The following is a 23921-nucleotide window of genomic DNA, read 5'->3' as shown; positions in this document are numbered from 1 at the left end:
GGGCCAGTCGGTCGTGATCGGGACCGTGATCCTGTTCGGGTTCCTGATCTTAGCGCTCTCGCTGTATCAGGTGCAGGTGGTCCCGCAGCAGAACGGACAGGTGGAGTTCCAGCACTTCGAGGAGGTTCGGAACGACCTCGTCGAGCTGAGGGCGGGGATCGTTCGGGCCGGGAGCACTGACCGGGCGCAATATGAGACTATCCGGCTAGGAACACAGTACCCCACCCGGATATTCGCGATCAACCCACCCGATCCGAGCGGAACTATCCGAACCAGTGATAGCTATAATATCTCCGTCACCAACGGAACAGAATCGGTGAATGTCACGACTCGATTTATAAAATATCAGCCAGGCTACAACCGAATACAGCCCTCGCCGACTTGGTACGATGCTTCCGTGCTTTATATTGATGAGCGCGGAAACGGTGGCGGATTCGCGGTGATAGAAGACCAGAGCCTCGTGGGAACGGACGGAACGGTGCGAATAACCGCCCTGCAAAATGAATTTCAACAGTCCGGTCTCGGGCGGGTGACAATTGAGCTGTACCCGACGGAGAACGACACGAAATCGCTTCCTACGGGTGATCTGACAATCGGCGTCCCCACTCGCCTGACTGGAGAGGAATACTGGGATGATACGGAGATCCCAGCGGCCTCGTACGGTGGGGTCGTTAACGACAGCTACGACGATGGAGTTCACAAACTGACAATCGAGACGAAGAGGAAGGATCTCGAACTGAACACCGTTGGGATCCAAAAGGCACCAGAAGGCACTAATCCCGTTTCGACTGTATCGGCTACGGCACCAAGTGAACCTGAAGGGCCACCAACATCGGATGAGCCGTCCTTAGGCGAATTTACCGTATCCGTTAGCAAATCGACCGGTAATGATAAAATCCAAGAGGCCACTGCCGACGGAACGACGGTGAACCCTGATCCAAACTATGAGATACGTCTTGAACTGAGACAGGGCGGAGATAGCAAACAAAACGAGATTCAAATGACGGATCCGTTCTCCGTCAGTACCGACAGCCCTTCAGGGAACCCAAAACAGCTAGACGTCACAGTCGATCTGTTAGATGGCAACGGGAACGTGGTGCAGAGTTGTGAAAGCAACGAGCAGCTCTCCACGTCAAACTCGCTAAACACCGAGCAGGGTGACTTTACTTGCTCGTAAGCGGCTACACTCTAAGCCTCACTTCGCAGATAGCAACTCATATTTTCACTCACACTGTTAAGTTCCACAATCGACGTAAACACCCATCGACAAAGCCAAATGCCGGCCCAATGAACGACCGTGTATGACCGAAGTCGGCATCGACGCCGTCGAGATCTGGACCGGAAAGCTCAAGCTCGACTTGCCCGGCACGTTCGCGCCGCAGAAGGGCGACGACCCGGAGAAGTACACGAAGGGGCTCGGGCTCAACAACTCCTCGTTCCCGGACGTCTACGAGGACATCGTCACGATGGGCGCGAACGCCGCGAAGGGGCTGATGGACCGCAAGGGACTAGAGCCCGAAGACGTCGGCCGGATCGACGTCGCCACGGAGTCGGCGTTCGACCACTCGAAGCCGGTGTCGACGTACATCGCGGGCTGTCTGGAGCAGGTGTACGACGGCGACTTCACCCACGCCAACAAGGGCGAGCGTAAGTTCGCCTGTCTGGCGGGGACGCAGGCGATAGACGACGCGTACAACTGGATCCGCGCCGGGCGGAACCGCAATCGGCCCGCACTCGTCATCACGACGGACACCGCGCTGTACGCCCGGGGCGACCCCGGCGAGGCGACGCAGGGGGCCGGCGCCGTCGCGATGCTGATCGACGAGGACCCCTCGATCGTCGCGCTCTCGACCGACCAGGGGTACGGCTCGAAAGACGAGACGGACTTCCTGAAGCCGAACCAGCAGTTCCCCAGCGTCGACGGGAAACGCTCCGTGCAGGTGTATCTCGCCCGGATGCGGGAGGCGCTCGAAGACTACGAGTCCGTCACCGACGACATCGAGCTCGACGACTTCGCGTACGCCCCGTTCCACACGCCGTTCCCGGGCATGGTCCGGAAGGCGGCCCTGCTCGCGTACCGGCACGTCATCCGCGACACCGAGTACGAGGACGAGCTCGCCGCGGAGATCGGCCGCCAACCCCGCGAGGACGACTTCGCGGACCGCGAGGCGTACGAGGGGGCCATCAGGGACTACATGGACGACCTGAAGACGACGGAGCAGTACCAGACGTGGTACGACACCGTCGTGGAGCCCACGCTGGGCCTCTCTCGGGAGGTCGGGAACTGGTACACGAGCTCGGTCCACATCGCCCGCGTCAGCGCGCTGCGCGACGCCCTGGCGCTCGACCGCTCGTTCGTGGACGAGACGCTGCTCGTCGCCTCATACGGCTCCGGCGCGCAGGCGGAGATCCACGCGGAGACGGTCCGAGAGGGGTGGCGCGCGGAGATCGAGGGCCTCGACATCGACGATCAGCTCGCGGCCCGCTACGACCTCACGTGGGACGAGTACGAGGATGTCCACGACGTCCACGAGTACGACATGGACGTGGAACGCGAGATCGAGGAGTTCACCCAGCCGGACGGGGAGTTCGTCTTCACCGGTTGGGGTCGGATGAACGAGCGAAAGTACGAGTACGTCGAGTAGCGCGTCCCGGCTGCGGCCCGCCTTCGGTCCCGTCGGCCGAGGACCCGGTAGAGGGCCGCAACCCCGTGAAAACGGCTACCACGGGGCTCTCCCGATACGATGGTTTTAAACGACGCTAGGGTGAATCGGTACTCAATGGTAACCATCTACGACGTGCCGGCCGACGCTCTCATCGAGGAGGTCGCCGCGCGACTCGAGGACCGGATCGACGAGCCCGAGTGGGTCGAGTTCGCCAAGAGCGGTTCGGGCAAGGAGCTCCCGCCGGAGCAGGAGGACTTCTGGTACGTGCGCTCCGCGAGCCTCCTCCGGAAGGTCGCCCAGAACGAGCCGATCGGCATCGAGCGGCTCGCCACCGAGTACGGCTCGAAGAAGCGCGGTTCGAACCGGTACATCGTTCGACCGGGCCGCCACTCCGCCGGCTCCCGTAAGCTGATCCGCGCGTCGCTGCAGGCGCTCGAAGAGGACGGACTCGTCACGACCGCCGCCGGCGAGGGGCGCCGCGTCTCCGACGAGGGCGAGGCGTTCCTCTCCGAGGTCGCCGCCGACGTCTTCGAGGACCTCGACCGTCCGGAACTCGAACGCTACGCGTAGATCGACACTCGCTTCTCGTTTCGCTTGCCCGCTGAGCAGCTGCGTTGAGCAGATTTTGCCGACTGAGTCCGTTTCAGCCGCTCTTTCGACAGTCTCACGCTGAGCGACGCGCCGGCCGCTCTCGCGGTGTAAATCTCATGTCGCTATACGAAATTGACTCGGCGACGCCCCGAACGGTTCGCGGTTACGGAGCGCGCATCGGGAGTCGCCTCAGCGACGACCTCAACAGCGCTGCCGCGCACGCGAACACTTTCTAGGCCGCTCCTCACGAGCGACCCAGACGCGACTTACAGACGGTTCGACGACCGCCCCGAGATCCTTCAGAGTGCACTGACCCACGTACTGACCGTGCGTGTGTCGATCCCGAGTCCGATTGCACGCTGTCGCTCAAGACTTCCACCGGCTATGAAGCGACTGTCGAGCGTGCGCCGGGGACTGGACATGACGCCCTTCGATACGCCTCTCCCCGACGAAACTGCCGATCTCGCAGGTCGCTCAGAACAGCCACGAACGGTACCACGACGGCGCTCCTCTACTTCAAGCCGTTTTACCAACGCCGACCGACGACTGCGGCACTGCGGACGTATGCACTGTTTGTATAGACGTTTATTTATATTAACACGGCATCAGACCGCGTTCCGCGGTTTATGGACTGCTTAGTAATAATGACGTAATAGTATCGTAGATTCAATGCTATTAGACAGAGAGCAAGGGACTGAGGATCCGTACACCTCGATTGCGCGGACGAATAGCTTGAGTCAGCACTCTCCCGGTGGTTGCCTATGAAAGGGATCCTCCTCTCAGGCGGGACGGGAAGCCGCCTCCGCCCGATCACTCACACTGGACCAAAACAGCTCATCCCTCTCGCAAACAAGCCGGTACTGCAGTACGCGATTGAAGACCTCAAGAAGGCCGGGGTCAGTGAAATCGGCGTCGTGCTCGGCAATAAGGGACAAGAAGAGGTCCAGCAGTTCCTCGGGGATGGTTCACAGTTCGGTGTGGAGATAACGTACATCTTCCAGGGCGACCCGTTGGGTATCGCGCACGCGGTCGGATGTGCGCGAGACTTCGTCGGTGACGACGACTTCGTTATCTACCTCGGTGACAACGTGATCAGGCAGCCGATCAAACCACTAATCGACAGCTTCCGAGAGGGCGACTACGCCGGCGGTGTCGCCCTGCAACGAGTGGACAACCCCGAACAGTTCGGGGTGGCCGAACTGGACGACGACGGAAACGTCGTTCACATCGTCGAGAAGCCCGATAACCCGGTGAGTAACGTCGTAATTATCGGTATATACGTCTTGTCTCCGGTGGCGTTCGAGGCGATAGAAGAGATCTCTCCCTCTGAGCGGGGCGAACTGGAGATCACCGATGTCTTCCAGTGGCTGATCGACCACGAGATGAACGTCGATTCTCACACCGTCGAAGACTGGTGGAAAGACACCGGAAAGCCAAAAGACATCGTTTCGGCGAACCGTCTGATACTGGGTAACTTGGACACCACGGCCGACGGGACGATAGAAGAGGGCGCGAAAACGATGGGAAAAATCGATCTTCATGAAACGGCGACGATAGAGTCGGGAGCAGCTGTCCGCGGTCCCGTCTCAATCGACGCGAATACCCTTATAAAAGAAGACACCTACGTAGGGCCGTACACCTCGATCGGTCCGGACTCGACGATCGAGAACACGCATATCGAAAACAGCGTCGTAGTGGGCGGGTCGACGATCGAGACGCACGACACGATCATTGACAGCCTCATCGGTCAAGGCACGGACGTGAAAAACGGGAAAGAAAAAAAGCCGGAAGGCCACCGGCTCGTCGTCGGTGAAGACTCGAGCTTGGAGCTGTAACAATGGAGATTATAACACTCACGTGCACGAACTGCGGGACGATCGTCGCAGAGAACGTTCTCGAAACAGAACGAATCATGAACTGTCCCCACTTCCGATGTGACGAGATTCTCTCGTACGAGGACATACAGCAAAAATCTCGAATAAAAGGTGAGTAACGGGAGAAGTTCGAAATCGGCGCCGTGACTGTGGCCGACCGCCGCCCGTCGTCGTGAACGACTGACGCCCTGACCTATATCAAATCGAACACTGTTCTCAGTACTGGCATCCACATCTGAGCGGGCGGCAGTTCCCGTGACTACACCCGACTCGTGTCGGAATCTCGGCTGCCGGCGCCTTCTGCGAAATATCTAGTTCCAGACGAACGGACTGTCTTGACCGTATCCAACCGATTCGAACACCTGTGCGACCGAACGAGGCGGCAGAGATCCTATTAAACAATCTATAATAATATAGATAGCAGACTCTCGTGATTTCATGGCCGACTCAGAGTCCCAAGACGTTCTGATTACGGGTGGTCTCGGATTTACCGGAAGCAATCTCGCCCGCGAACTGGTCGAGATGGGCGCGAACGTCACCATCCTCGATATTGTCCGCAGCGAAGAGAAGCTACACAGTATCAGAGACATCCGCGATCAGGTAGAGGTCATCGACGCGGACATCCGTGATTCCGAAACGGTGGCGGCCGCCGTGACCGATCAGGATGTCGTCTACCATCTCGCTTCGAAAACGAGTCGCCTCGGCGCGAACGAGAATCCGCGTGAGAACTTGGAGATCAACGGGACCGGGCCGCTGAACGTGCTCGAGCCCGCGGCCGCTTGCGATGATCCGCCGCACGTCGTCTACGCGAGCTCCCTCGCCGTGGTCGGCAACGTCACGGAAACGATCGACGAGGAGACCGTACCGAATCCCGTCGACATATACGGAATCAACAAGAAGGCCGTCGAGGAGTACCTCAAACTGTACACGCGCATCAAAAGCGTTCCGACGACTGCCGTTCGACCTGCAAACCTCTACGGACCACACGCCCCGTTGTACGCCACCGGGTATGGCATCATCAACCAGTTCGTGGGACAAGCCCTTCGTGACGAATCCCTTTCAGTTTTCGAACCGAGCGACACCCGTGAGTTCCTCTACATAAGCGATATGGTGAGTGCCCTGCTCCACATCGGCCAAAACGAAGACGCGTTCGGCGAGTGCTACGTCCTCGGAACCGGGAGGCCCCTCACGATGAAGCGGGCCGCTGAGATGGTCGTCGACATCGCAGGTAGCGGGTCGATCGAACTCGTCGAGTGGACCGAATCGTGGGAAGAGATCCGACGCGGGGACGTCGCCACCGATCCGTCGAAAATCGAACAACAGCTCGGCTGGTCGACGGATGTCGAACTGGAAGAGGGGCTCGAGCGCACGTTCGAATTCTACCGTGAGAACGACCAGTATCTGTAGGTGATCTGAACGCGTTCGGCGAATCGGACCGCTCGCAACCACTCTCTGTACGATCGGTCGGCTGATTTCTCAATTCGACTGGTGCATTACTGCTTGACTACTTCGTCCGACAGTGAACTCACTACCGCGGTGCTCAAGTTTCGCGACGCGATCACAGCCGACACCTTCGGAGCTGAACTGCCCGAGTCTCTGCTACCGCGCGGAATCGGACCCGTCGACCGGCTCGTCACGCTCGGGAATCGGAGTGCCGTCGAACGCGGCTCACGCGACGCGAACCGACGAGCGGGGACACACGTTTCCGGACGCTGGCCCCGGGGAGCCGCTACGTATTTTTTAAGAAATCGGTTAGAAGGGCGTCCGAAATTGAGGCCTTTGGGTTACGTGATTATTTTCGGTAGTAACTAACTATATACGTACAATCTCTGTAGCCGATCTGTTCACTTATCATGGAAACAGCGATGCGTGCTCGCAGTATTCTATCTGAGGAGGGTATACTGTTTTTGGCGCGGTCACTGAAGCAGTACGCTTCCGCGGCGCTCGAAGACCAGTGGCTTAAATATAAATACAAGCTCGAGTACGGGGCAATCGCGCCGCAGCCGGACGAACGACTGTGGGTCGATCCGACGGTTCTCGATTATTCGATCCCCGCCGGCGGCCTGTACGGCTACGACAGGAAGTACCCGAGGTACGGCGTTCTCGACGGGTCGTGGGATCAACACAAAGGCGCGTGGCGGGAGTGGGAGGTCTGGTTGGGACTACGGGATCGGTTCGCAGAGAACGTTCCCTGGGAAGAGACGACGTATTATCAGCATGCTGTGAACAAGATTGAGTCGGGCGAATCGGTCGGATACCTGGACGGCCCCCAAACGAAGGCGAACTTCGAGTCGTACCTCGACAATCTCGATAAGCTGTACGAGGACATGAAGCACAACGGTTACGAACCGTCCTCGATCATCATCGTCCACATTGGGAGGGACGGCGAGTGGATCGTCGGCCAAGGAAATCATCGTCGGATAATCGCGAGCGTGATCGGCATCGAGTCCGTCCGGGTTAGAGTCAAGTATCGACACGCCGAGTGGCAGGCTCGAAGGCGGCGGTTCTACGAAGCGGACTCCCCGGACGAGCTCTCTGACTACGAAGCGTTCCGCTCTCATCCGGACCTCCCCGAGGTCACGCCGCAGTGACCTCCTCGACGCACCGTATATCCGACGGTCGAGATCGAGAGGGACACGCGTGCATGGCCGTGGGATGCACTGCATCCGCCACGTACCGGCGAAACCGGCCCACTAGAGACGTAACGGCCCGTCTCCTTCCGAGGCCGCCGTCCTCATCGGCACGGCAACTGGATCCGCGACGGCGGCGATCGATTTCAACTCGATTCTCTCCTGTCTCCTGTGGAATCAGCAGAGCAGTGAGATGACTGAACTCCTACTCTCCGTGGCGCGTGCATCTCGCGGCGTTCATCCGATGAATCGTATTAAACGATGCGTAGCGGACGAAAACGGCGTAATACGCCGCAGCCGACGTCTCGCTACTGCGCTTAAGAGGAGTCTAATGCGCATCCCGACCCGTGAGCATTTCGTGGGGCACCCCGTCCGTCAGAAGATACGTGAACGAGTTCGATCGATAGCGGCGTCACGTTAGGCGGAGCGTTGTGATTCGGGTTCGGTTACTCGTCCGGTCGGGGCGAACTCGGGTGTCGGGACTTCGGTACGCATTCAAGACGTCCGTCGCTGCTCCGATACGGGCGATCAATCGCGGTCGTAGCGGGCCGGTCTCTTCTGAGCCCGTCCGGAGGTTTGCTATTTGATCCGTGGAAACAAGCAACTAACAAAGTCATCTCATTCTGATATATTCGAACGTAAATGAACGTCCTGTATTATCTCAGGGAGTTCCCGAAGCTCTCGGAGACATTTATCCTTAACGAGATCTACGCTCTCAAACAGCGCGGTCACAACGTTGCGGTATTCGCGATCGGTGGCGGCCACAAGTCGATTACGCACGACGAGTTCGATACGCTGGACGTGCCGCTGGGATACGCCGACGTTCCGGACCCCGCTGGAGCAGCGAAGTCGTTCGTTTCTACGCTTACGGCACACTCCTGTTTCGAAATTTTGTCAACGGATGTCCCACTGAAAACCAACGTCGGAAATGTCCTCTGGGCGGGCCAGTGCATCGAGTTCTTGGACGACCTCGATTGGGACCTAGACTGTATACACTCTCACTTCGCTACGCCGTACCCGCTACCGTGTTCGTATCTCAGCACCTACTACGGCGTTCCGTTTACCATCACGACACACGCACATGACATTTTCAAAGAACCGGTCGGCGACTACACCGAGAAACTGCTCTCCAGCGCGGATCGGGTCGTTACGATATCCGAGTACAACCGCGAGTATATGCGAGACCGTTTTACATTCGAGACTCCGATCGACGTCGTCCACGCGGGCGTGAGATCGGATAAGTTCGACACGACTGCTCCGGCCGAGGATCGGCGAGTCCTGACCGTGGCGAGGCTCCACCCGAAGAAGGGAATCACGACCGCGCTCGAGGCCATCGCCATCGTCGCCCAGGAGGTTCCGAACGTCGAATACCACATCGTCGGCTCCGGGCCTCAGTACGACGAACTCGCGAACCGCGTCTCTTCGCTGGGAATCGAAGAGAATGTGACGTTTCTCAACGACGTTTCCGACGCGGAACTGGTCGCCGAGTTCGAAGCTGCTCGCTGTTTCCTCCTCCCGTGTGTCATCACCGAGTCGGGGGAACGAGACGGGATCCCCGTCTCGCTTATGGAGGCGATGTCGATGCGCACGCCGGTGGTCTCTACGACGACCTCGGGGATTCCCGAACTCGTTGACCACGAAGAGAACGGTCTGTTAACGGCTCCGCGCGATCCTGACGCGACGGCGGAGTCGGTGCTCCGTCTGTTGCAAAACGACGCCGAGTGGCGCGAATTCTCACACCGAGCACGCGAGAAGATCCTCGACGAATTCAGCGTCCAGACGCAGGTCGACGGGCTCCTAACGACGTTCGAGGCGGCTCGGCGTCGCTCGCCGACCGACCAACCCACGAGAGCGATCGGCAAGAGCGCCCACCCGGAATGATGCTATGAGCCCAACGATATCGGTCGTCATCACGACGTATCATCGGAACGAACTACTGACAGAGGCGATAGAGAGCGTCTTAGCACAGGAGTACGAACCGGTCGAACTGATCGTCGTCGATGACTCCGGCGTCGGTCACGCCGAGTCGGTGATAGAGCGATACGACGAGGTCAAGGGCATCGTCAAAGAGGAAAACGAAGGCTGTGGTCCGGCTCGCACCGCCGGAGTCGAAGCCGCAACCGGCGAATACGTCCACTTTCTCGATGACGATGATATACTGTTGGAAGGTAAGATTTCCAAAACCGCCGCGGCGTTGAAGCAGCATTCTGACGTCGGTGCCGCTTACACCGGTGTGAAGCGAGATAGCGCACCTCACAAGTATCCCGACCCAGAGATGGAAGTAAATGTACTTAAACAGACATTACGCTTCAATACGTTTCCATTCTATACGTGTTCGATGCTTATCGAGCGTGACGTTTTAACAGAGATATTGCCGTTTCCCCAGTTCACTGCCGCGAATGACAATTATTACATTATCGAACTGGCCAAGCGGACCAAATTCACGTACGTCGACGAACTACTGGTGCTCTACCGGAGAGAAGAGAGTGAGATGTGGACCAGGAGCAATCAGACCGACGGCATGAAAGAGGTCCTCTCGGCCGAAAGTGAACTGTACGACAGCTTTCCGAATATTCGTCGGGAAGTTCTCACCGTTATTTACTATTTCGAGGGTCACATCCAGTTACAAAACAACATTTGGACGATAAAAGCGCCATTATGCTTCGCGAAGTCCGCGTACTACGGGCGCGAAGAGCGACTGAAACACGTCGGATCCCTCATCGCCTCCATCGGCGGGCGACTGGGAGTGGTACTGGCCGCGCGGGCAAACCGTCTTCTCGGGAGCTGACTCTCGGTGTGCGGCGGTTTCGACAGCAGTACTCAGTCGCTGTCGCGAGTGCACGGCGGTATCGCTCAAACTCACCTCGTTCGTGTCTTTCACGCACTCGCTGAGTACGCCCATATGACGGGGTCCAGCCAATCCGGCACGCTGGATCGTCTTCGCCATTTGTTGACCGATGTCGGCCCGTTTGAGACGCTACATGCTCCCCACCCCTGTTTCGACTCTTTTTCGGCAAAAGCAGTATCGACTGTCTTCAGGCCCCCGTACTGCCGTTCTGAACGTCCTCAGCCCTGTAGGGCGCTTATCCAACACATAAACCAACAGAAAATCAGCCGAAACAGATGTGGTAGTTCGTATATAACAAAAAGAATTCCTACGCTCCTATCGATAGTGCTCAGTCAAAATGACGTATGCTGCTCGGTACGAGATATGTCTCCAGGAGGCGTTCCAGTGATGGGGTACACTTCTAACCGCTATGTCTGAAATGAACGAAGACAAAGAACCGGTTTCTCGCGGTGAAAAGTTGGACGCGCTCCTCAACGCTGCACGCTACAATCCGAAATTCACTGTACTACTGATCGGATTGGGACTCATCGTCGCCGTTCTCGAGGGAGTGGGCCTGACGTTCATCATCCCGGTGATCGAACTAATTCAGGCGGACCAACCAGCGGCACAAGCCGATGGGCTGATGGGCGTGTTCGTCTCGCTGTACCAGTTCTTCGGAATTCCGTTCACTCTCGGGTACGTCATCAGCGGCGTCGCCGTGGTGATGACGTTCCGATACACCGGCAGCTTCGTGTACGCTTGGTCCCGACGAATACTCCGCTATGATTACCAGCGACACCTACAGAAGCGCGCCTTCGACGGCGCTCTGGAGGCTCGCATGGCGTACTTCGACAAAGAGGGGTCAGACGAGATCCTCAACACGATCATCACGGAGTCGTCCACCGCCGCCGGGGTGATAAATCGTATCGTGAAGCTGCTCAACTCGGTGTTCCTTACCAGCGTCTACCTGTTCATCGCACTCTGGATCTCTCCGATGCTCACGCTCGTTGCGATCGGTGTGCTCGGTGTGATCACCTTCGTACTTCGGTACGCAGTGAATCCGGGGTACGAGATCGGTGACCTCGTCGCTGACGCGAACGAACGCCGTCATCAGTCGGCTCAAGCGGGAATGATCGGAATACGAGACATTCGGATATTCAATCTCACTGATGAAATCTACGATAACTTCGTCGAAGCGGTCGACCAATTCACGACTAACAAGGTGAAACTCAAGCGGAACGAGGCAGCGATAAGTAACTTCTACAACCTCGCAGTCGCCGTGTTCGTGTTCGTGCTGATATACCTGGCTCTCAGGTTCGCGGACCTCTCGTTCGGCGAACTCGGGCTGTTCCTCTTCGCGATGTTCCAGCTCGGTCCGAGAGTGAGCAAGCTCAACGAGCGCGTGTACAAAATTGAAAACGAGCTCCCTCACTTAGTCCGGACGCAGCGATTCGTCAACGAACTCAATGAACTTCACGAGCCGACCGGGGAGGATCGCCCCGTCCCCGCGGAGGTGAACGCGGTCGAATTCGACGACGTCAAGTTCGGATACGACGGGGACGAGACCGTCTTGCGCGGCGTCGATTTCACGGTGGAGAAAGGCGAATTCGTCGCGTTCGTCGGCCAGTCGGGCGCTGGGAAGTCGACGATCGTGTCCTTGCTTGCGCGATACTACGAGCCTGACAGCGGTCGTATCTACGCGAACGGGGACCCCATCGACGAAATGAGCCCCACGGAGTGGCGCGACCGTATCGCGATAGTCAGACAGAGCCCGTACATCTTCAACGAAAGCCTCCGATACAACCTCACGGTCGGGAACCGGGACGCGACGCGGCGCGAGCTCGACCGAGCCTGTGAGATCTCTAAGGTCGACGAGTTCTTCGACGACCTCCCCAACGGCTACGACTCGCAGTTGGGCGATGACGGGGTCAGACTGTCCGGCGGGCAGAAACAGCGCCTCGCGCTTGCACGTGCCCTGCTGAAGGACGCGGACCTGCTGATCCTCGACGAGGCTACCAGCGACCTCGACACGAACCTCGAGAAGGAAGTCCAAGTCGCGATCGAGCAGATGGACCGCGATTACGGGATCATCACGATCGCGCATCGACTGTCGACCGTCGAGAACGCAGACCGGATCTACACGATGGAGAACGGTCGGATCTCCGAACGCGGAGTACACAACGAGCTCGTCGAGAACGGCGGGAAGTACGCCGAACTGTACGCTGTCCAACTGGGATAGGACCTCCATCCTCACTCTCATGTCGGGCATACACCAACGCCTCTGACAGTGTAGGGCATCGAATTCCCCATTCGTCTCTCTTAGCGACCGGCCACCGCTAACTGCGATCTCAGTTTAATTGGAGTGGCAGACCGGGACCGGACGGCACAGTGAATAGCTCTCTCGGTGTGCCACATCTGAAGTCGCTTGTTTCGCTGAGCACGCCGACTCGTTCGAGTTAGCTTTATGCGCTAACATGCAACACTTCACCGCCAGTGAAGCCCGATACTCGGATCCTCCCCTCTGACGGCTGTGTTTAATCGCTGTAAGGCGTGGAGATTCACTGTTTGACGAAGCGGTTGATGTTATAGACGATACACATTAGCGCGATCTCTCGCGACTCACGAAACCACGACCGCGCTCGCTCGGCTTCGCCGTGCAAGCGCTTTACATGCGAGTTCACGGTTTCAGTCATTGAGCGCTCGTTGTAGCGATTATCGTCGATTCTGGCGTTGTGTGCGTGGTCGTACGGAGCAAATATCCGATGCTTGACAGCGGTCTGATCCCGAGATTGCGTAGACCTTCACGGAGTGATTGCTTGTCGTAGCCTTTATGAGCGGCGAGAGACCGCAGATCGCCCGCGTTCTGGCGGGCGATCTGCTCGGCGAGGTCTACGTCAATTCCTTCCTGGTTCGTTGAGCAGTGAACGTCAAGAACGGATTGAGACGCTGTGCCGACGAGATTCGTGACTTTGAGCTTCTGGACGCGATAGCTGATTCGCTGGCAGTAGTGGCGGCTGGCTGGTGAACGGTCGCGGAACATGGCGTCGATCGCGGTGTATTCTGAGAGGTTGTGCAGCTGCGCCGACTGGCACAGCAGCACTCGACAGACGCTCATGCTGATCCGGTCGAACGGCTTACAAAACGTGGACGGAGCGGGGAGATCGGCCGCGTTGAGGCCGATTTCCCCGGTTATTTATGATGTCTATTTGAGCAAGTCGATCGTCATGCGGTACGACGTATCGAGGTAAATCCGCAAACAATGGAGGGAAAAGAGTGCGTAGTCGCCGAATCCGCCGCCATCGTTTGGGGCGGTGGATTCGCCTCCACCGCCAGTAACTCTTTGAGCAACCGGCACAACTTCCCTGATAAAGCGGGAGATCTGGGTCATAGACAACCGAATCTTCCCGCTTCAATTCCTTTGATTTAGTGGCCTACCTCGCTGGCGAATATCGATTTAACACACCCAATCAATCCTAAGACACCTTCTAACTGCTGTGTTGAATAGCGATCTTATCTGCCGATATCGGCGGTTTAGAAGGGTGAAGCCGAGGAAATCGAAGTTGGTATGGAAATCGATATCCTCGACTTCATCGAGCAGTGTCGTGACCTAGCTAAACAAGCGTTGGGGAAGCACGCGGGCGAGCCCGCCAGCGGCGGGTTCGCCCGCTGGGTCCATGTCGTTCTACACTGTTTTCGGGTCGAAGACGGCCACAGCTACCGCGAAACGCCGAATCGGCTACAGTACATGACTGAGATTCGTGACGCTCTCGACTTAGATCGGGACGATCTCCCCGATCACACGACGATCTACAAGTCGTTTGATCGGCTGAAAATGTGGGTGTGGCGGGCGCTGCTGCGCGTTTCCGCGCAGCAGCACCCGCAGTCCGGCCACGCTGCGCTCGACAGCACGTTCTTTGATCGGCGGCGTGCGTCCTCGTACTTTCGCCAGCGGGCAGGACGGACGATACAGACGCTGAAAGTGACGACATTGACTGATGTGGAATCGTTGGCTGTTCTTGACGTTCACATCGCAGCTCGGTGGAAGCACGACACGAAGACTGGACCGCAGGTCGTCCGGCGAAACGCGGACGACCTGCAGTCCGTCGCCGCCGACAACGGCTTCCAAGACTGGCACACCGAGTACGAAATCGCCGCACACGACATCGATTACCTCGTTCATTATCGCGGCTCGTCAGCGAACGCAGCCGCGAAAAACGCGCTCAACCGGACAAAGGGCTACTCTCAGCGGTGGATGGCCGAAACATCCTACTCGACAACGAAGCGCTCGCTCGGCGATGCCGTGCGAGCGCTGGGCTGGTATCGACAGTTCCGTGAGATTGTCTTGATGTTCGCCATCACCAACATAGAACCGCTGTGTGAGCCGCTGTGACCGTGACTTAGAATCTGTTCAACACAGCACTTCTAACGGGTTCTGTTTAGAAAATAGTCACAGATCAGTTTATTCAGGGAGTAAATAACAAAGTTGTCTAATACTGTTTAGACAATAGACATGGACACCAATTACGCTAAGAAGGCTCTTAGAATACTCCAGAAGGAGGGGCCTGTAGCCCTTGCTAAGAGTTCTAAGGCGTCTATTTTCTCAAAGAAACATAAGTTCCAGATTCGAACACTTAAAAACCATGTTAACCGAATCAAATACTGTGCACCATCTAAACCTAATAAATTAATTTGGTTGAAACCCGAAAAAATAAATTACGCCAACAGCTCCATTTGTAAAGAATGCGGGCTTGGACAAATTAAACCAGGTGATTGGGACAGGAACAAATCGCCTTATAGGAAAAATAATTGGCGTTATAAGGGGTTGGAACAAAGATATGTGGACGGATATGAGTGGGAGGACACCTTGTATATCGAGAAATATGAGGAAAAACTGGAGTCAACGGGAAGCGCAAGCGGTTGTGACACAATAGAGGAGTTCTTGGACGTCAGATGCTCTTACTTGGATGAACTTTATGAAGAATTCAAGAAGAATGGGTACAGCTTGAATAGGCACAAAAAAGTTGACAAGAAAACAAGAACACAATGGAAGGATACATTTGAGCCATTTGCCTCCATAGCGAGAAATGGAGAAATACATCTTAACGAGGGAAATCACAGACGAGCTCTGGCTGAGTTCGCAGGCATCAAAAAAATCCCGTTAAACGTTCTTGTAAGACACAAGCAGTGGCAAGAACTCCGGGATGAGGTTTACAACAACGGCCTCTCTAAGGGGCGTGAGGGCATAAATGACCACCCCGATTTTAATGACATACCTAATTGACTTCTTCGCTCTTCGTGATGAATTCGCGTGTTCGGGCTTGTTTAGACGCGTAAGATCGCGACCTTGAGTGGCTGACGCCTTGTTCTAACTCTCTGACGCGGCCTTTAGGACGAGGTCTCTGAACTGTCCACACCACGTTCTGGCCCGTAACGTTTCGCCGAATCGACGTTTCAAAGCGTAGAACACCGCCTTAACGAGTGAGCGACGGTGGTAGGTGTCTTTGTCGTGGCGCGCGTGGTGCGCTTTGTCAAGCGCGTAGAACTCACGATGTTTAATCACTGGACGGACGCTAGGGTCCTGAGTTGCTGTCTAAGAGCGTCCCAGTCGTAGCCTTTGCTGGCAACGACAGTGTTCAGTTGGTCTAAATTTCTGGTGAGTACTTGCCTGCCAATCTGGGTGTCATGTGGCTGTTCCATCGAGAAGTGAACATCAATAATTGCTGTCGAATTGCAGTCCACCAGTGTCGTAGTTTTGATCTCGTCAAAATTGTATCCGACGCAGATCACGTAGTGCCGGCTGGCTTCGTGACGCTGGAAGCGAGTCGCGTCGATTGCCTGCACTTCGCCGAACTCATGGGGTGACGCTGAGGCCTGCAGAAGGACACGCCAGATCCGCATCTTGAGATCCTCCTTTCTGGTGCAGACCGTGGTACAGTCCGTGAGTTCGTCCACGGGGACAGCCACTCATACCTGCGGGAGAAAACGTCTCTATTAGGCTCAAAACACGGCCCCTCTGACCTATCGCGATGGTATACAGCGTACGTTTCGAGCTATTCCCTGTTGAACGAGTGAGTTCGAGTGTATCACAGATTTCTACCGCGTGGTCCGAGGGCGGACGAACCCCCTGCGGAGTCGCAGCTGAAGGACCGCAATTGACTGCAAACGCTTGTTCATGGCGCATCGCTTCGATCGAAACATCTCGTCGACGGAGGGCTCCCTCTCCAACCCGTGACCAGCGGAGCTGGTCGAGAGATTGCGACTCAACGACCACTGCGACGGGATATGAAACCCAGCTCGTACCGGGAAGCGGTCTCTACGCGGATCCTGCGACGAAACGTATGAGCATCGTCACTTGCAGAAGCGCTCCGACTCGTCTATTACTGTTCTCCGGATGTTGTGGCTTCTTTTGAGGTCTCAGCCAACAGTCCCTCTCTTCGGCGAATTGGGCTCGACTAACCGATCAGTCGCGGAATGACCGTTTCAGACGACCCCGAGCGGATTTGCCGGCATTCGGGACATCGTCTCGTAGCCGAACGCGTGCACCGCAGCGACGGCTGTGGACGACGATGCGTTACGAGCGTTCTAACAATACCCGCCCGCTCGGTATCCCTCCGTATGTACTCGCTTGAAGGCATACAAAAGGGCCTTCGCAACCCTCGGTATATTCTACAGGAGGCGAACCGGCTATTCTACCGTCGACTGTCGCGGTCGTATAACACACGAGGCATAGACGTCTTCGATGAGGACTGGGATAATCTCCTGATTCTCGACGCGTGCCGGTACGACCTCTTCGACCGCGTCAGCACGCTCCCCGGAGAGACGACCGCCGTCGAGTCGAGAGGCTCCTCGACGCGGGAGTTCCTGCGGGGCAACTTCGAGGGAAAACGACTCCTCGACACCGTCTACATCACCGCGAGCCCGATGTTGTACCGACACCGTGACGGCGTTGATGTCCGGTTTCATGAGGTTTTCGAGGTCTGGAAGGACTCCGGCTGGCACGAGGATTACCGGACGGTGATGCCCGACACCGTGGCCGAGGCCGCGCTCCGCGCAGCCGAGCGGTTCCCGAACAAGCGGCTGCTGATTCATTTCATCCAGCCCCACTACCCGTTCATCGGGCCGACCGGCCAAGAGCAGTTCGACCTCGATCGACTCGACTTCCAGTGGGAAGACCTCGCGAGCGGCGACCTCGGCGTTCCGCGCGACGTCGTTCAGCGGGCCTACGAGGAGAATCTCGAGGAAGTGTTACCCGCCGCTGAGCGACTTCTCTTCGAACTCGGGGGGCGAAGCGTCGTGACGGCCGACCACGGTCAGATGCTCGGCGAGCGGACGTTCCCGATTCCGATGCGGGAGTACGGGCATCCCGAGGGAATCTACTCCGACGAGCTAGTGAAGGTCCCGTGGCACTTCTTCGACGCAGGCCCACGGCGCGACGTCACCGTCGAGGAGCCGGCGACGGACACGGAGCGCGACGAGATGAAACTGGCCGACGAGCGGCTCCGCGCGCTCGGGTACATCGATTAAGGCTTCTCCGCACTCGACTCCACTCCTCGATTGACGCCATGACCGCGTTTTCAATCGAAGTTATTCTGTAACCACAGCTCCAGCGTCGTTATTCGGGCTAACATCCCACTTCCGTTGCTGCCGTTCATGTGCGATTCGAACAGCTCGGTGACCGCGTTCCCCTCGAACAGCGGTCGGTTACGAGCATCATCGATGAGCCCCGAGATGGTCTCGTGTATTTCTGAATCTCGGTCGCGAATCCAGAGGTCAGTAAGTTGCCCGCCCCCGTACGTGGGTTTCGAAACCATGCGTTCGAACGCTACGGAGCTGAAGAACCCCAACACGTGTGCGTGATACGGCAGAGTGGGTTTGAGACGAGTTCGCTCGTAGGTGATCTCTGCGAGGGGCGGTGAAAGGCGGCGAATCAGTCCCAACTTCGCTCTCGTCGTTTCGAACGGGATATCGGTGTTGCCCCACGTTATGGCGCCTTTCCGGTACGAATGGGGGAGCTTCGCACACCACTCAATGTACTCCCCGTCCGCGTGAAGCGTCCGCTCTCCGGACACGTCACGTATGATCTTGTTACTCGCGAGCGTTCTTCTGCTGTAATAGTTCTGTATGTGGATATCTTTTATTTTACCTTTGATCGATGACGGCGGAGAGGTCTCGGCCTCGTTTCGGAACGTAACCATCGGGTCGACGTCCGGTGATAACACCCGTTCGACTTCTTCGGTCGTGGCCGACGCCTCGCTCGCGAACTGCGATCCGACCGCCGAGGCGTATTTATCTACGTGGGGTCGCAGGAGATGGTCTCCCAGCAGTTCGCCCTGCATCCCCTCCATCATCACCGGCGGACTCTGCTCGACCCCGTAGGTGGTCGTAATGTTCTGCAGATCGTTCCACGCGATCATCCCATCGACCGCTTCGATCGACCGCTCGAGGGCGTCGTTGAACGTCTCCGCGTTAAGCGGTATCTCTCGGTGATCGAACCCGAGCTCTGCGGCTACCTCGGCGGCGAGCTCCGGGTTGATTCCGACCGGCGGATTCGCGTCGTACGTGTACGCCGTGATCGCGGACTCGCCTCTGACTTCGGCTAATGCCGCAGCAGTGCTTCGACTGTCCAGGCCGCCCGATAACCAAAGCCCCGCGTCACCGGAAAACGTCTTTTGCCCCCGCTGGACGGCACGCCGATATCGTTTCACCAGCTCTGAAAGGTACGCTTCGCCCGGTTCGTGCTCCTCGTAATCCGGGACCCAGTAGCGGTGCGTCGATACCGTTCCGTCTGAGAACTCGAGGACGTGGGACGGACGGACTGCGGTAATTTCCTTGATCAGCGTTCGATCTCCCCACAGATGGCCCATAAGCAGCATATCGCTTACCGCTTGCAGGTCGAGTTGCCCGCCGTCCATCTGTTCGAGGATGGCACTCACCGACGTGGCGAACCGAAACGACCCGCTCGTCGTGTAAAACGGCAGCCTCGAGCCCAGTTTGTCGGTCACGACCACGTACTTCTCTTCGGATCGGTCTCGGCACACAGCGAGGAACCCTCCCTCGAGAGAGGCGGCCGTCTCTCCGGGACGCTCGAGAAGACTCTCGAACACTTCAGCGTGGGAGAGCCCGAGTTCGGATAGATTCGTGATGGCTCCGTAAACCACACCAGATTTTTTTCCGTCCGTCCACGTCGTGGCACCCTTTTCGTCCTCTACCGGGTACGAGATACCGATCCCACCGTCCGCATCGGCGTGTATACACGTCGATTCCTCGGCGAGACCCCCAATGTCCTCCGTCATTTCCCGAATCGATTCCTCAGAAACGGTCCCACCGGATATTCCACTCATCAGCTTGCGTAACTATGTCGCTTGGTGTTTGTTATAACCCGAATACGGGCACGTCTCACGGCGTTCGTCTGTTCAGCCCGCCGCTAATACGGCTGTTTACGGTCTTGTTCACGTCGCCGAATCCACGCGGGCGGCGGCATCGCGTCGTAGTACTCTGGATTTAGGAACGAAGCGGACGCCCGATCTCTCACCCGTTCGCCGGGCTGACGGCTACCCGTTACGATCTCGAATACCGCTCACACAGCGACTCAAAAATCGACCCTCGAAACGTAGCGAAGAGCGTCGGCTCAAAACTCTTGGGGCTCAGACGCTCTTGCTCTGGGTGTTGACCGCGTTTTTGATATCGTTGACCGACAGTCTGATCTCGTCGATATCTCCTCGCACACGCATGGTGTGCGTGTAACTGTCCGTCTCGCCCGACACGCTCGTGGTCTCTGCGTCGACGGTCACTCCCTCGTACCGGAGCTCCGTGACGACGCGGTCGAGATTTCCGTTCGCGTCGGAGACCGTCCAGTCCACGTCGGAACGAGTCCAGACCGGGTTGCTTCGATCGGAGACCTCAAACCGGTCGATGGTCGGCGCAGCGTTCTCGACGACCGCGCTGCCGGTCTGCAGAGAGAGGATGTCTCCCGTGACCTCCCCGGGCGTGGTTACGACCGCCCTGAACTCGTAGTCGGTCTCGGCTTGGAGCCCCGATAGCTCCGCACTGAACTCACCGACTGTATCGACCGTCTGTCCGCCTACGAAATTCCAGGTGTCCTGTCCGGACTCACGCGATTCGAATCCGACGCCGGCCTCGTCTGCTCCGTCTAGGCTGGTCAGTTCACCAAGCAGGGTCGCGGTCGAGTCGGTCACGTCTTGGGAGCCGAGCGTTGCGACCGTGACATCCGCTTCGTTATCCACCGTCACCTCGACGGCGAACGTGTCCGAGTACCCGCTGACGCTGGCTTCCAGCGTATGCGACCCGTCAGCAACGGCGGTGGACTCCCAGGCGTCTTCGTAGCATCCGGAATCGGCGTTATAGGAGGCTGCGGTCCATGCGCCGCCGTCGATACGGTATTCGACCGAATCGACGACTTCCGAACCGCCGGAGGCGATTTGGACCGTGGTCGTTCCGCTGACCGTTTCGCCCTCCGACGGGTTCTTCCACGACAGCGACGGCGGCGTATCAGAACCTGGCAACTCGGCGGATTCGCCGCCCGCGCCGACGCTGAGGTAATCGAACTGCTGGGTGTCGGTCGAGTACCCGCCCACGCCGACGTATCCGCTATCAGATACCCTCTCGGTCGTCGCCTCGATGTCCCACCCGTCCGGCTCGTCGTCGCCGAAATCCCACATCCGGACCCGCCACGTGTTTCCGGTGACCTCGAACCGACGGTAGAACCAGTTGTCTATGACGCTACTGGCGGCCGTGTTCTTGACGGAGACCTCGCCGAGGTCGGTGAGGGACCCGTCGTTGATACGGAGTCGCATCGCGTACTCGTCGCCGCTGGTGACGATCGATGTCCAACCCCACTGCCCGACGTCCTCGTCACCCCGAGCGTAGAGCCGCGCAAACGAGTTCAGCGCGTCGTTGTCGGACGGGATCCGACACAAGGCGACCGTGTCGCAGTCAGCGTGTTCACCGGCAGCGTCGAACGAAAGGGCGTGCGAGCCTCTGCTCTCCGGCGATAGCTCGAGAGTGGCATCGCCGAGCTTGCTGCTCTCGGAGACCGCCACGTCCCAGTCCGACTCGGACGACGCTCGTTTCGGTGTCCAGTCGTCGAAGACCGGGTCGCTCTCGCTGGTGTCGGTATCGTCGACGCTGTCATCTCCGCCACCGTCAGCGGAAACGCGGATACCCACCTCGTCTTGCGAGGGAACGTTCGGCTCGAAGACGCTCCCGCCTTCGACCGCGGAGTCGATCGTCGTGGCACCGGTACTACCGAGGCTATCTGCGCCTCCCCACCGCAGGTCTTGGATGGATCCCCCGCCAGTACCCGTGTCAAACACCTCGAAAGTGCTGTTGACACCGTGGACTGACATCCGGTTCATGTCCCACGCGAACGTCGCACCGGTGCTCTCACGCAGTGCTGCGCCCTGCAAGTCTCGTTTGGTACCGACCCCGTCGAAGACCAGGTTATCGCCTTCGATCGTCCAACTCCTGTCCGTGTACGCGTACATCCCCTGCTCGGTCATGTCCTCGAACTTCACGTCGTTGAGGATCACCTGTCCGGGGTCGGCCGAATGCGTATACAGCGCATTTCGTCCGTCGAACGGTCGTCTGACGGAGGTGACTACGTTATTTTCCAACTCCTCGGAGTAGAGTCGGGCGTAGGTGTTCTCGATCGTAAGCGAATTGCTGTTCAGTTTCACCAGCGCGGAGCCGAGCCCCTCCGCCCAACAGTTCCGGATCGTTACGTGTCCGTCACCTCCCGGGTCGGTAGCATTGCCGGAACACAGTTTGAACACTGAATTTTCCAGCAACACGGTGTCGTCGTTCGACGCCTCGGGAGACGGAACCGTACAGTGATCCACTCGCGACCCGTCGGCGTCGAGGTTGAGATCTATCCCTATTCGCTCGAAGGTGCAGTGGTTCACCGCGAGGGAACCCTCTCTCATGCGAATCCCGGAATTGTACATATTCCGGAGGTAGACATCCTCAAAATTCAGGTTTAAGCCCGAATTATTCGCCTGAACCTCGACGCCTATCTGCCCGACGTTGTTGCTGGCCATGTCTCCCAGCTTATCGGACTGTCCGTTGAGTTCTAAGCCTCTGAACGTGACCGTATGCGACGTTGAACCGTACTGGCCGCTGATGTACAGGAACGCGCTCGCGATGTTCGTCTCGGGGGTGTGTCTCGTAACCCCGAGCGTGGACTCACCCGGGCCGTCCCCGTAGAATGAGACGCCCGTCGCGTTCGTGTTCCTGCCGATCTGAATCCACGAGTTGCCGTCGCTTTGACCGAAGAAGTAGGTCCCGCTCGGGACGTACACTGCCCCTTCGCTACCCGCCGCGTCGATCGCGTCCATGATCGCGCTCCGGTTCGCCGACGGGGTGCGGTCGTCCGGGTCGTCCGGATTCGCGACCGCGCCGTGGTCGGTGATGTCCTCGGCATCGCTCGGGACGTAATCCGGGAGCGTCATTGCACGTACTCCCCGAAGTTGGTCGTGAACGTTACACTCTCATCGCTACTGGACGCGGCGGTTAGTCCCGGTGCGGTGCCGAGCAACGCAGCCGTGACAGCCGCACCTCCTTTGACAAAATTACGCCGATTAAGATGTCCTTTACCGCCTGAAGCCGCCGATTTCTCCGAGTAGGAGTCTGCCGACTCCTGCCTCTCTCTGTCCGCCAGTTTGTGTGCCATGCATGCAGTAAGTAGATCATAATCATAATAAATCTTCTGTTAATCTGTCATATAGGTCGGATTTTGTGAATGTGCTTTATTTTCTGGTAATGGATTTCACTATTCTGAACCAGCGAGATCGTACCGGTTCCGCGGGCGAGAGCGATGCCGTTGTCGTGCGCGCGCGAGCCCAAACATACAATAAATACCTGTGTACACTGCAGAAATAAACACCTGTGTACACTGCAGAGAATCAACACCGTAACTGCTCGGCCGTCGCACAGCACTCAGAAACATACCCACACCTACCCCGCGAACGAGTCGATGGGTCGCTTTCTCATCTGAAAGCGAGCCGTGCGGAGAGGACGCGGTATCTCAGTCTCGCACGGTCCCGGGTCGAAGCCATTCGGTGGCTACTCGAATTCGAACTCCATCCTCGTTACTTACCAGCGACCCCTTGTGGACAGTCGGCGGTCGTCCGGCAGACGCCCGGATAGTGCTCTCCGAGAAAATCGGCCGAACTGACGGGGAGCCCCCTCGACCGACGACACGCGAGCCGACTCGAATTCCAAGCGGCCACGCCGTACGGTCGTACAGCGTTCGAAGGGGCACGAAAAGCCGGCTGCAGTGATCAACATTCGTGTCCCGTCAGCAAACTCGCCCGGC

Annotated in this window: 14 protein-coding genes and 3 pseudogenes; 12 read left to right on the top strand and 5 right to left on the bottom strand. The window is 57.8% G+C overall.

What is annotated here, in order from left to right:
- The 9 genes and pseudogenes from DJ74_RS18920 to DJ74_RS17620 all read left to right on the top strand — a co-directional run.
- Positions 1 to 1177, top strand: a pseudogene (locus DJ74_RS18920) (hypothetical protein); the annotation flags it as partial.
- A gap of 124 nt (positions 1178 to 1301) precedes the next feature.
- Positions 1302 to 2645, top strand: a complete 1344-nt coding sequence (hmgB, locus tag DJ74_RS17655) for a hydroxymethylglutaryl-CoA synthase (RefSeq protein ID WP_094525095.1) — start codon at positions 1302 to 1304, stop codon at positions 2643 to 2645.
- Positions 2646 to 2780: 135 nt separating this feature from the next.
- On the top strand, positions 2781 to 3236 hold the full coding sequence (locus tag DJ74_RS17650) for a 30S ribosomal protein S19e (protein ID WP_094528126.1): 456 nt from the start codon (positions 2781 to 2783) through the stop codon (positions 3234 to 3236).
- A gap of 782 nt (positions 3237 to 4018) precedes the next feature.
- On the top strand, positions 4019 to 5092 hold the full coding sequence (locus tag DJ74_RS17645; RefSeq protein ID WP_094528124.1) for a glucose-1-phosphate thymidylyltransferase: 1074 nt from the start codon (positions 4019 to 4021) through the stop codon (positions 5090 to 5092).
- 477 nt (positions 5093 to 5569) lie between these two features.
- Complete coding sequence (locus DJ74_RS17640) at positions 5570 to 6538, top strand: NAD(P)-dependent oxidoreductase (protein WP_094528122.1); 969 nt, start codon at positions 5570 to 5572, stop codon at positions 6536 to 6538.
- A gap of 446 nt (positions 6539 to 6984) precedes the next feature.
- A complete protein-coding gene (locus DJ74_RS17635; RefSeq protein WP_094528121.1) occupies positions 6985 to 7722 on the top strand; it encodes a hypothetical protein in 738 nt (245 codons plus the stop codon).
- Positions 7723 to 8403: 681 nt separating this feature from the next.
- Positions 8404 to 9642 carry a glycosyltransferase family 4 protein gene (locus DJ74_RS17630; RefSeq protein ID WP_094528119.1) on the top strand — a complete coding sequence of 413 codons (1239 nt, stop codon included), beginning with the start codon at positions 8404 to 8406 and terminating at the stop codon, positions 9640 to 9642.
- A gap of 4 nt (positions 9643 to 9646) precedes the next feature.
- Entirely contained in the window at positions 9647 to 10549 is a 903-nt protein-coding gene (locus DJ74_RS17625) for a glycosyltransferase family 2 protein (RefSeq protein ID WP_094528117.1), read from the top strand.
- Between the two features lie 478 nt (positions 10550 to 11027).
- Complete coding sequence (locus DJ74_RS17620) at positions 11028 to 12827, top strand: ABC transporter ATP-binding protein (RefSeq protein ID WP_094528115.1); 1800 nt, start codon at positions 11028 to 11030, stop codon at positions 12825 to 12827.
- 319 nt (positions 12828 to 13146) lie between these two features.
- Here DJ74_RS17620 and DJ74_RS17615 read toward each other — a convergent pair.
- Positions 13147 to 13976: pseudogene (locus DJ74_RS17615) on the bottom strand (IS5 family transposase).
- 177 nt (positions 13977 to 14153) lie between these two features.
- Between DJ74_RS17615 and DJ74_RS17610 the strand changes: the two are divergent.
- Together DJ74_RS17610 and DJ74_RS18915 are read left to right on the top strand one after the other, a co-directional pair.
- Positions 14154 to 14978 (top strand): IS5 family transposase, encoded by an 825-nt coding sequence (locus DJ74_RS17610; protein ID WP_094528113.1) that lies wholly within the window; start codon positions 14154 to 14156, stop codon positions 14976 to 14978.
- 120 nt (positions 14979 to 15098) lie between these two features.
- Positions 15099 to 15869, top strand: coding sequence for a hypothetical protein (locus DJ74_RS18915; RefSeq protein ID WP_141212753.1), 771 nt, complete (start codon positions 15099 to 15101; stop codon positions 15867 to 15869).
- 84 nt (positions 15870 to 15953) lie between these two features.
- Here DJ74_RS18915 and DJ74_RS17605 read toward each other — a convergent pair.
- Positions 15954 to 16540: pseudogene (locus DJ74_RS17605) on the bottom strand (IS5 family transposase); the annotation flags it as partial.
- A gap of 519 nt (positions 16541 to 17059) precedes the next feature.
- Between DJ74_RS17605 and DJ74_RS17600 the strand changes: the two are divergent.
- Complete coding sequence (locus DJ74_RS17600; RefSeq protein ID WP_217900358.1) at positions 17060 to 18112, top strand: hypothetical protein; 1053 nt, start codon at positions 17060 to 17062, stop codon at positions 18110 to 18112.
- 50 nt (positions 18113 to 18162) lie between these two features.
- On the opposite strand, the gene DJ74_RS17595 is transcribed toward DJ74_RS17600, so the two are convergent.
- From DJ74_RS17595 to DJ74_RS18910, 3 genes are all read right to left on the bottom strand, one after another.
- Entirely contained in the window at positions 18163 to 19881 is a 1719-nt protein-coding gene (locus DJ74_RS17595; protein ID WP_217900357.1) for an asparagine synthase-related protein, read from the bottom strand.
- Positions 19882 to 20232: 351 nt separating this feature from the next.
- A complete protein-coding gene (locus tag DJ74_RS17590) occupies positions 20233 to 23055 on the bottom strand; it encodes an Ig-like domain-containing protein (RefSeq protein ID WP_094528108.1) in 2823 nt (940 codons plus the stop codon).
- A complete protein-coding gene (locus tag DJ74_RS18910) occupies positions 23052 to 23276 on the bottom strand; it encodes a twin-arginine translocation signal domain-containing protein (RefSeq protein ID WP_141212752.1) in 225 nt (74 codons plus the stop codon). The genes DJ74_RS17590 and DJ74_RS18910 overlap by 4 nt, the downstream gene beginning before the upstream one ends.
- Positions 23277 to 23921: the final 645 nt, after the last annotated feature.

It is taken from the genome of Halorubrum sp. Ea8 (genome assembly GCF_002252925.1).
GTDB lineage: Archaea > Halobacteriota > Halobacteria > Halobacteriales > Haloferacaceae > Halorubrum.
The sequence above is the reverse complement of the archived record's forward strand: the minus strand, read 5'-3'. Positions and strand labels throughout refer to the sequence as shown.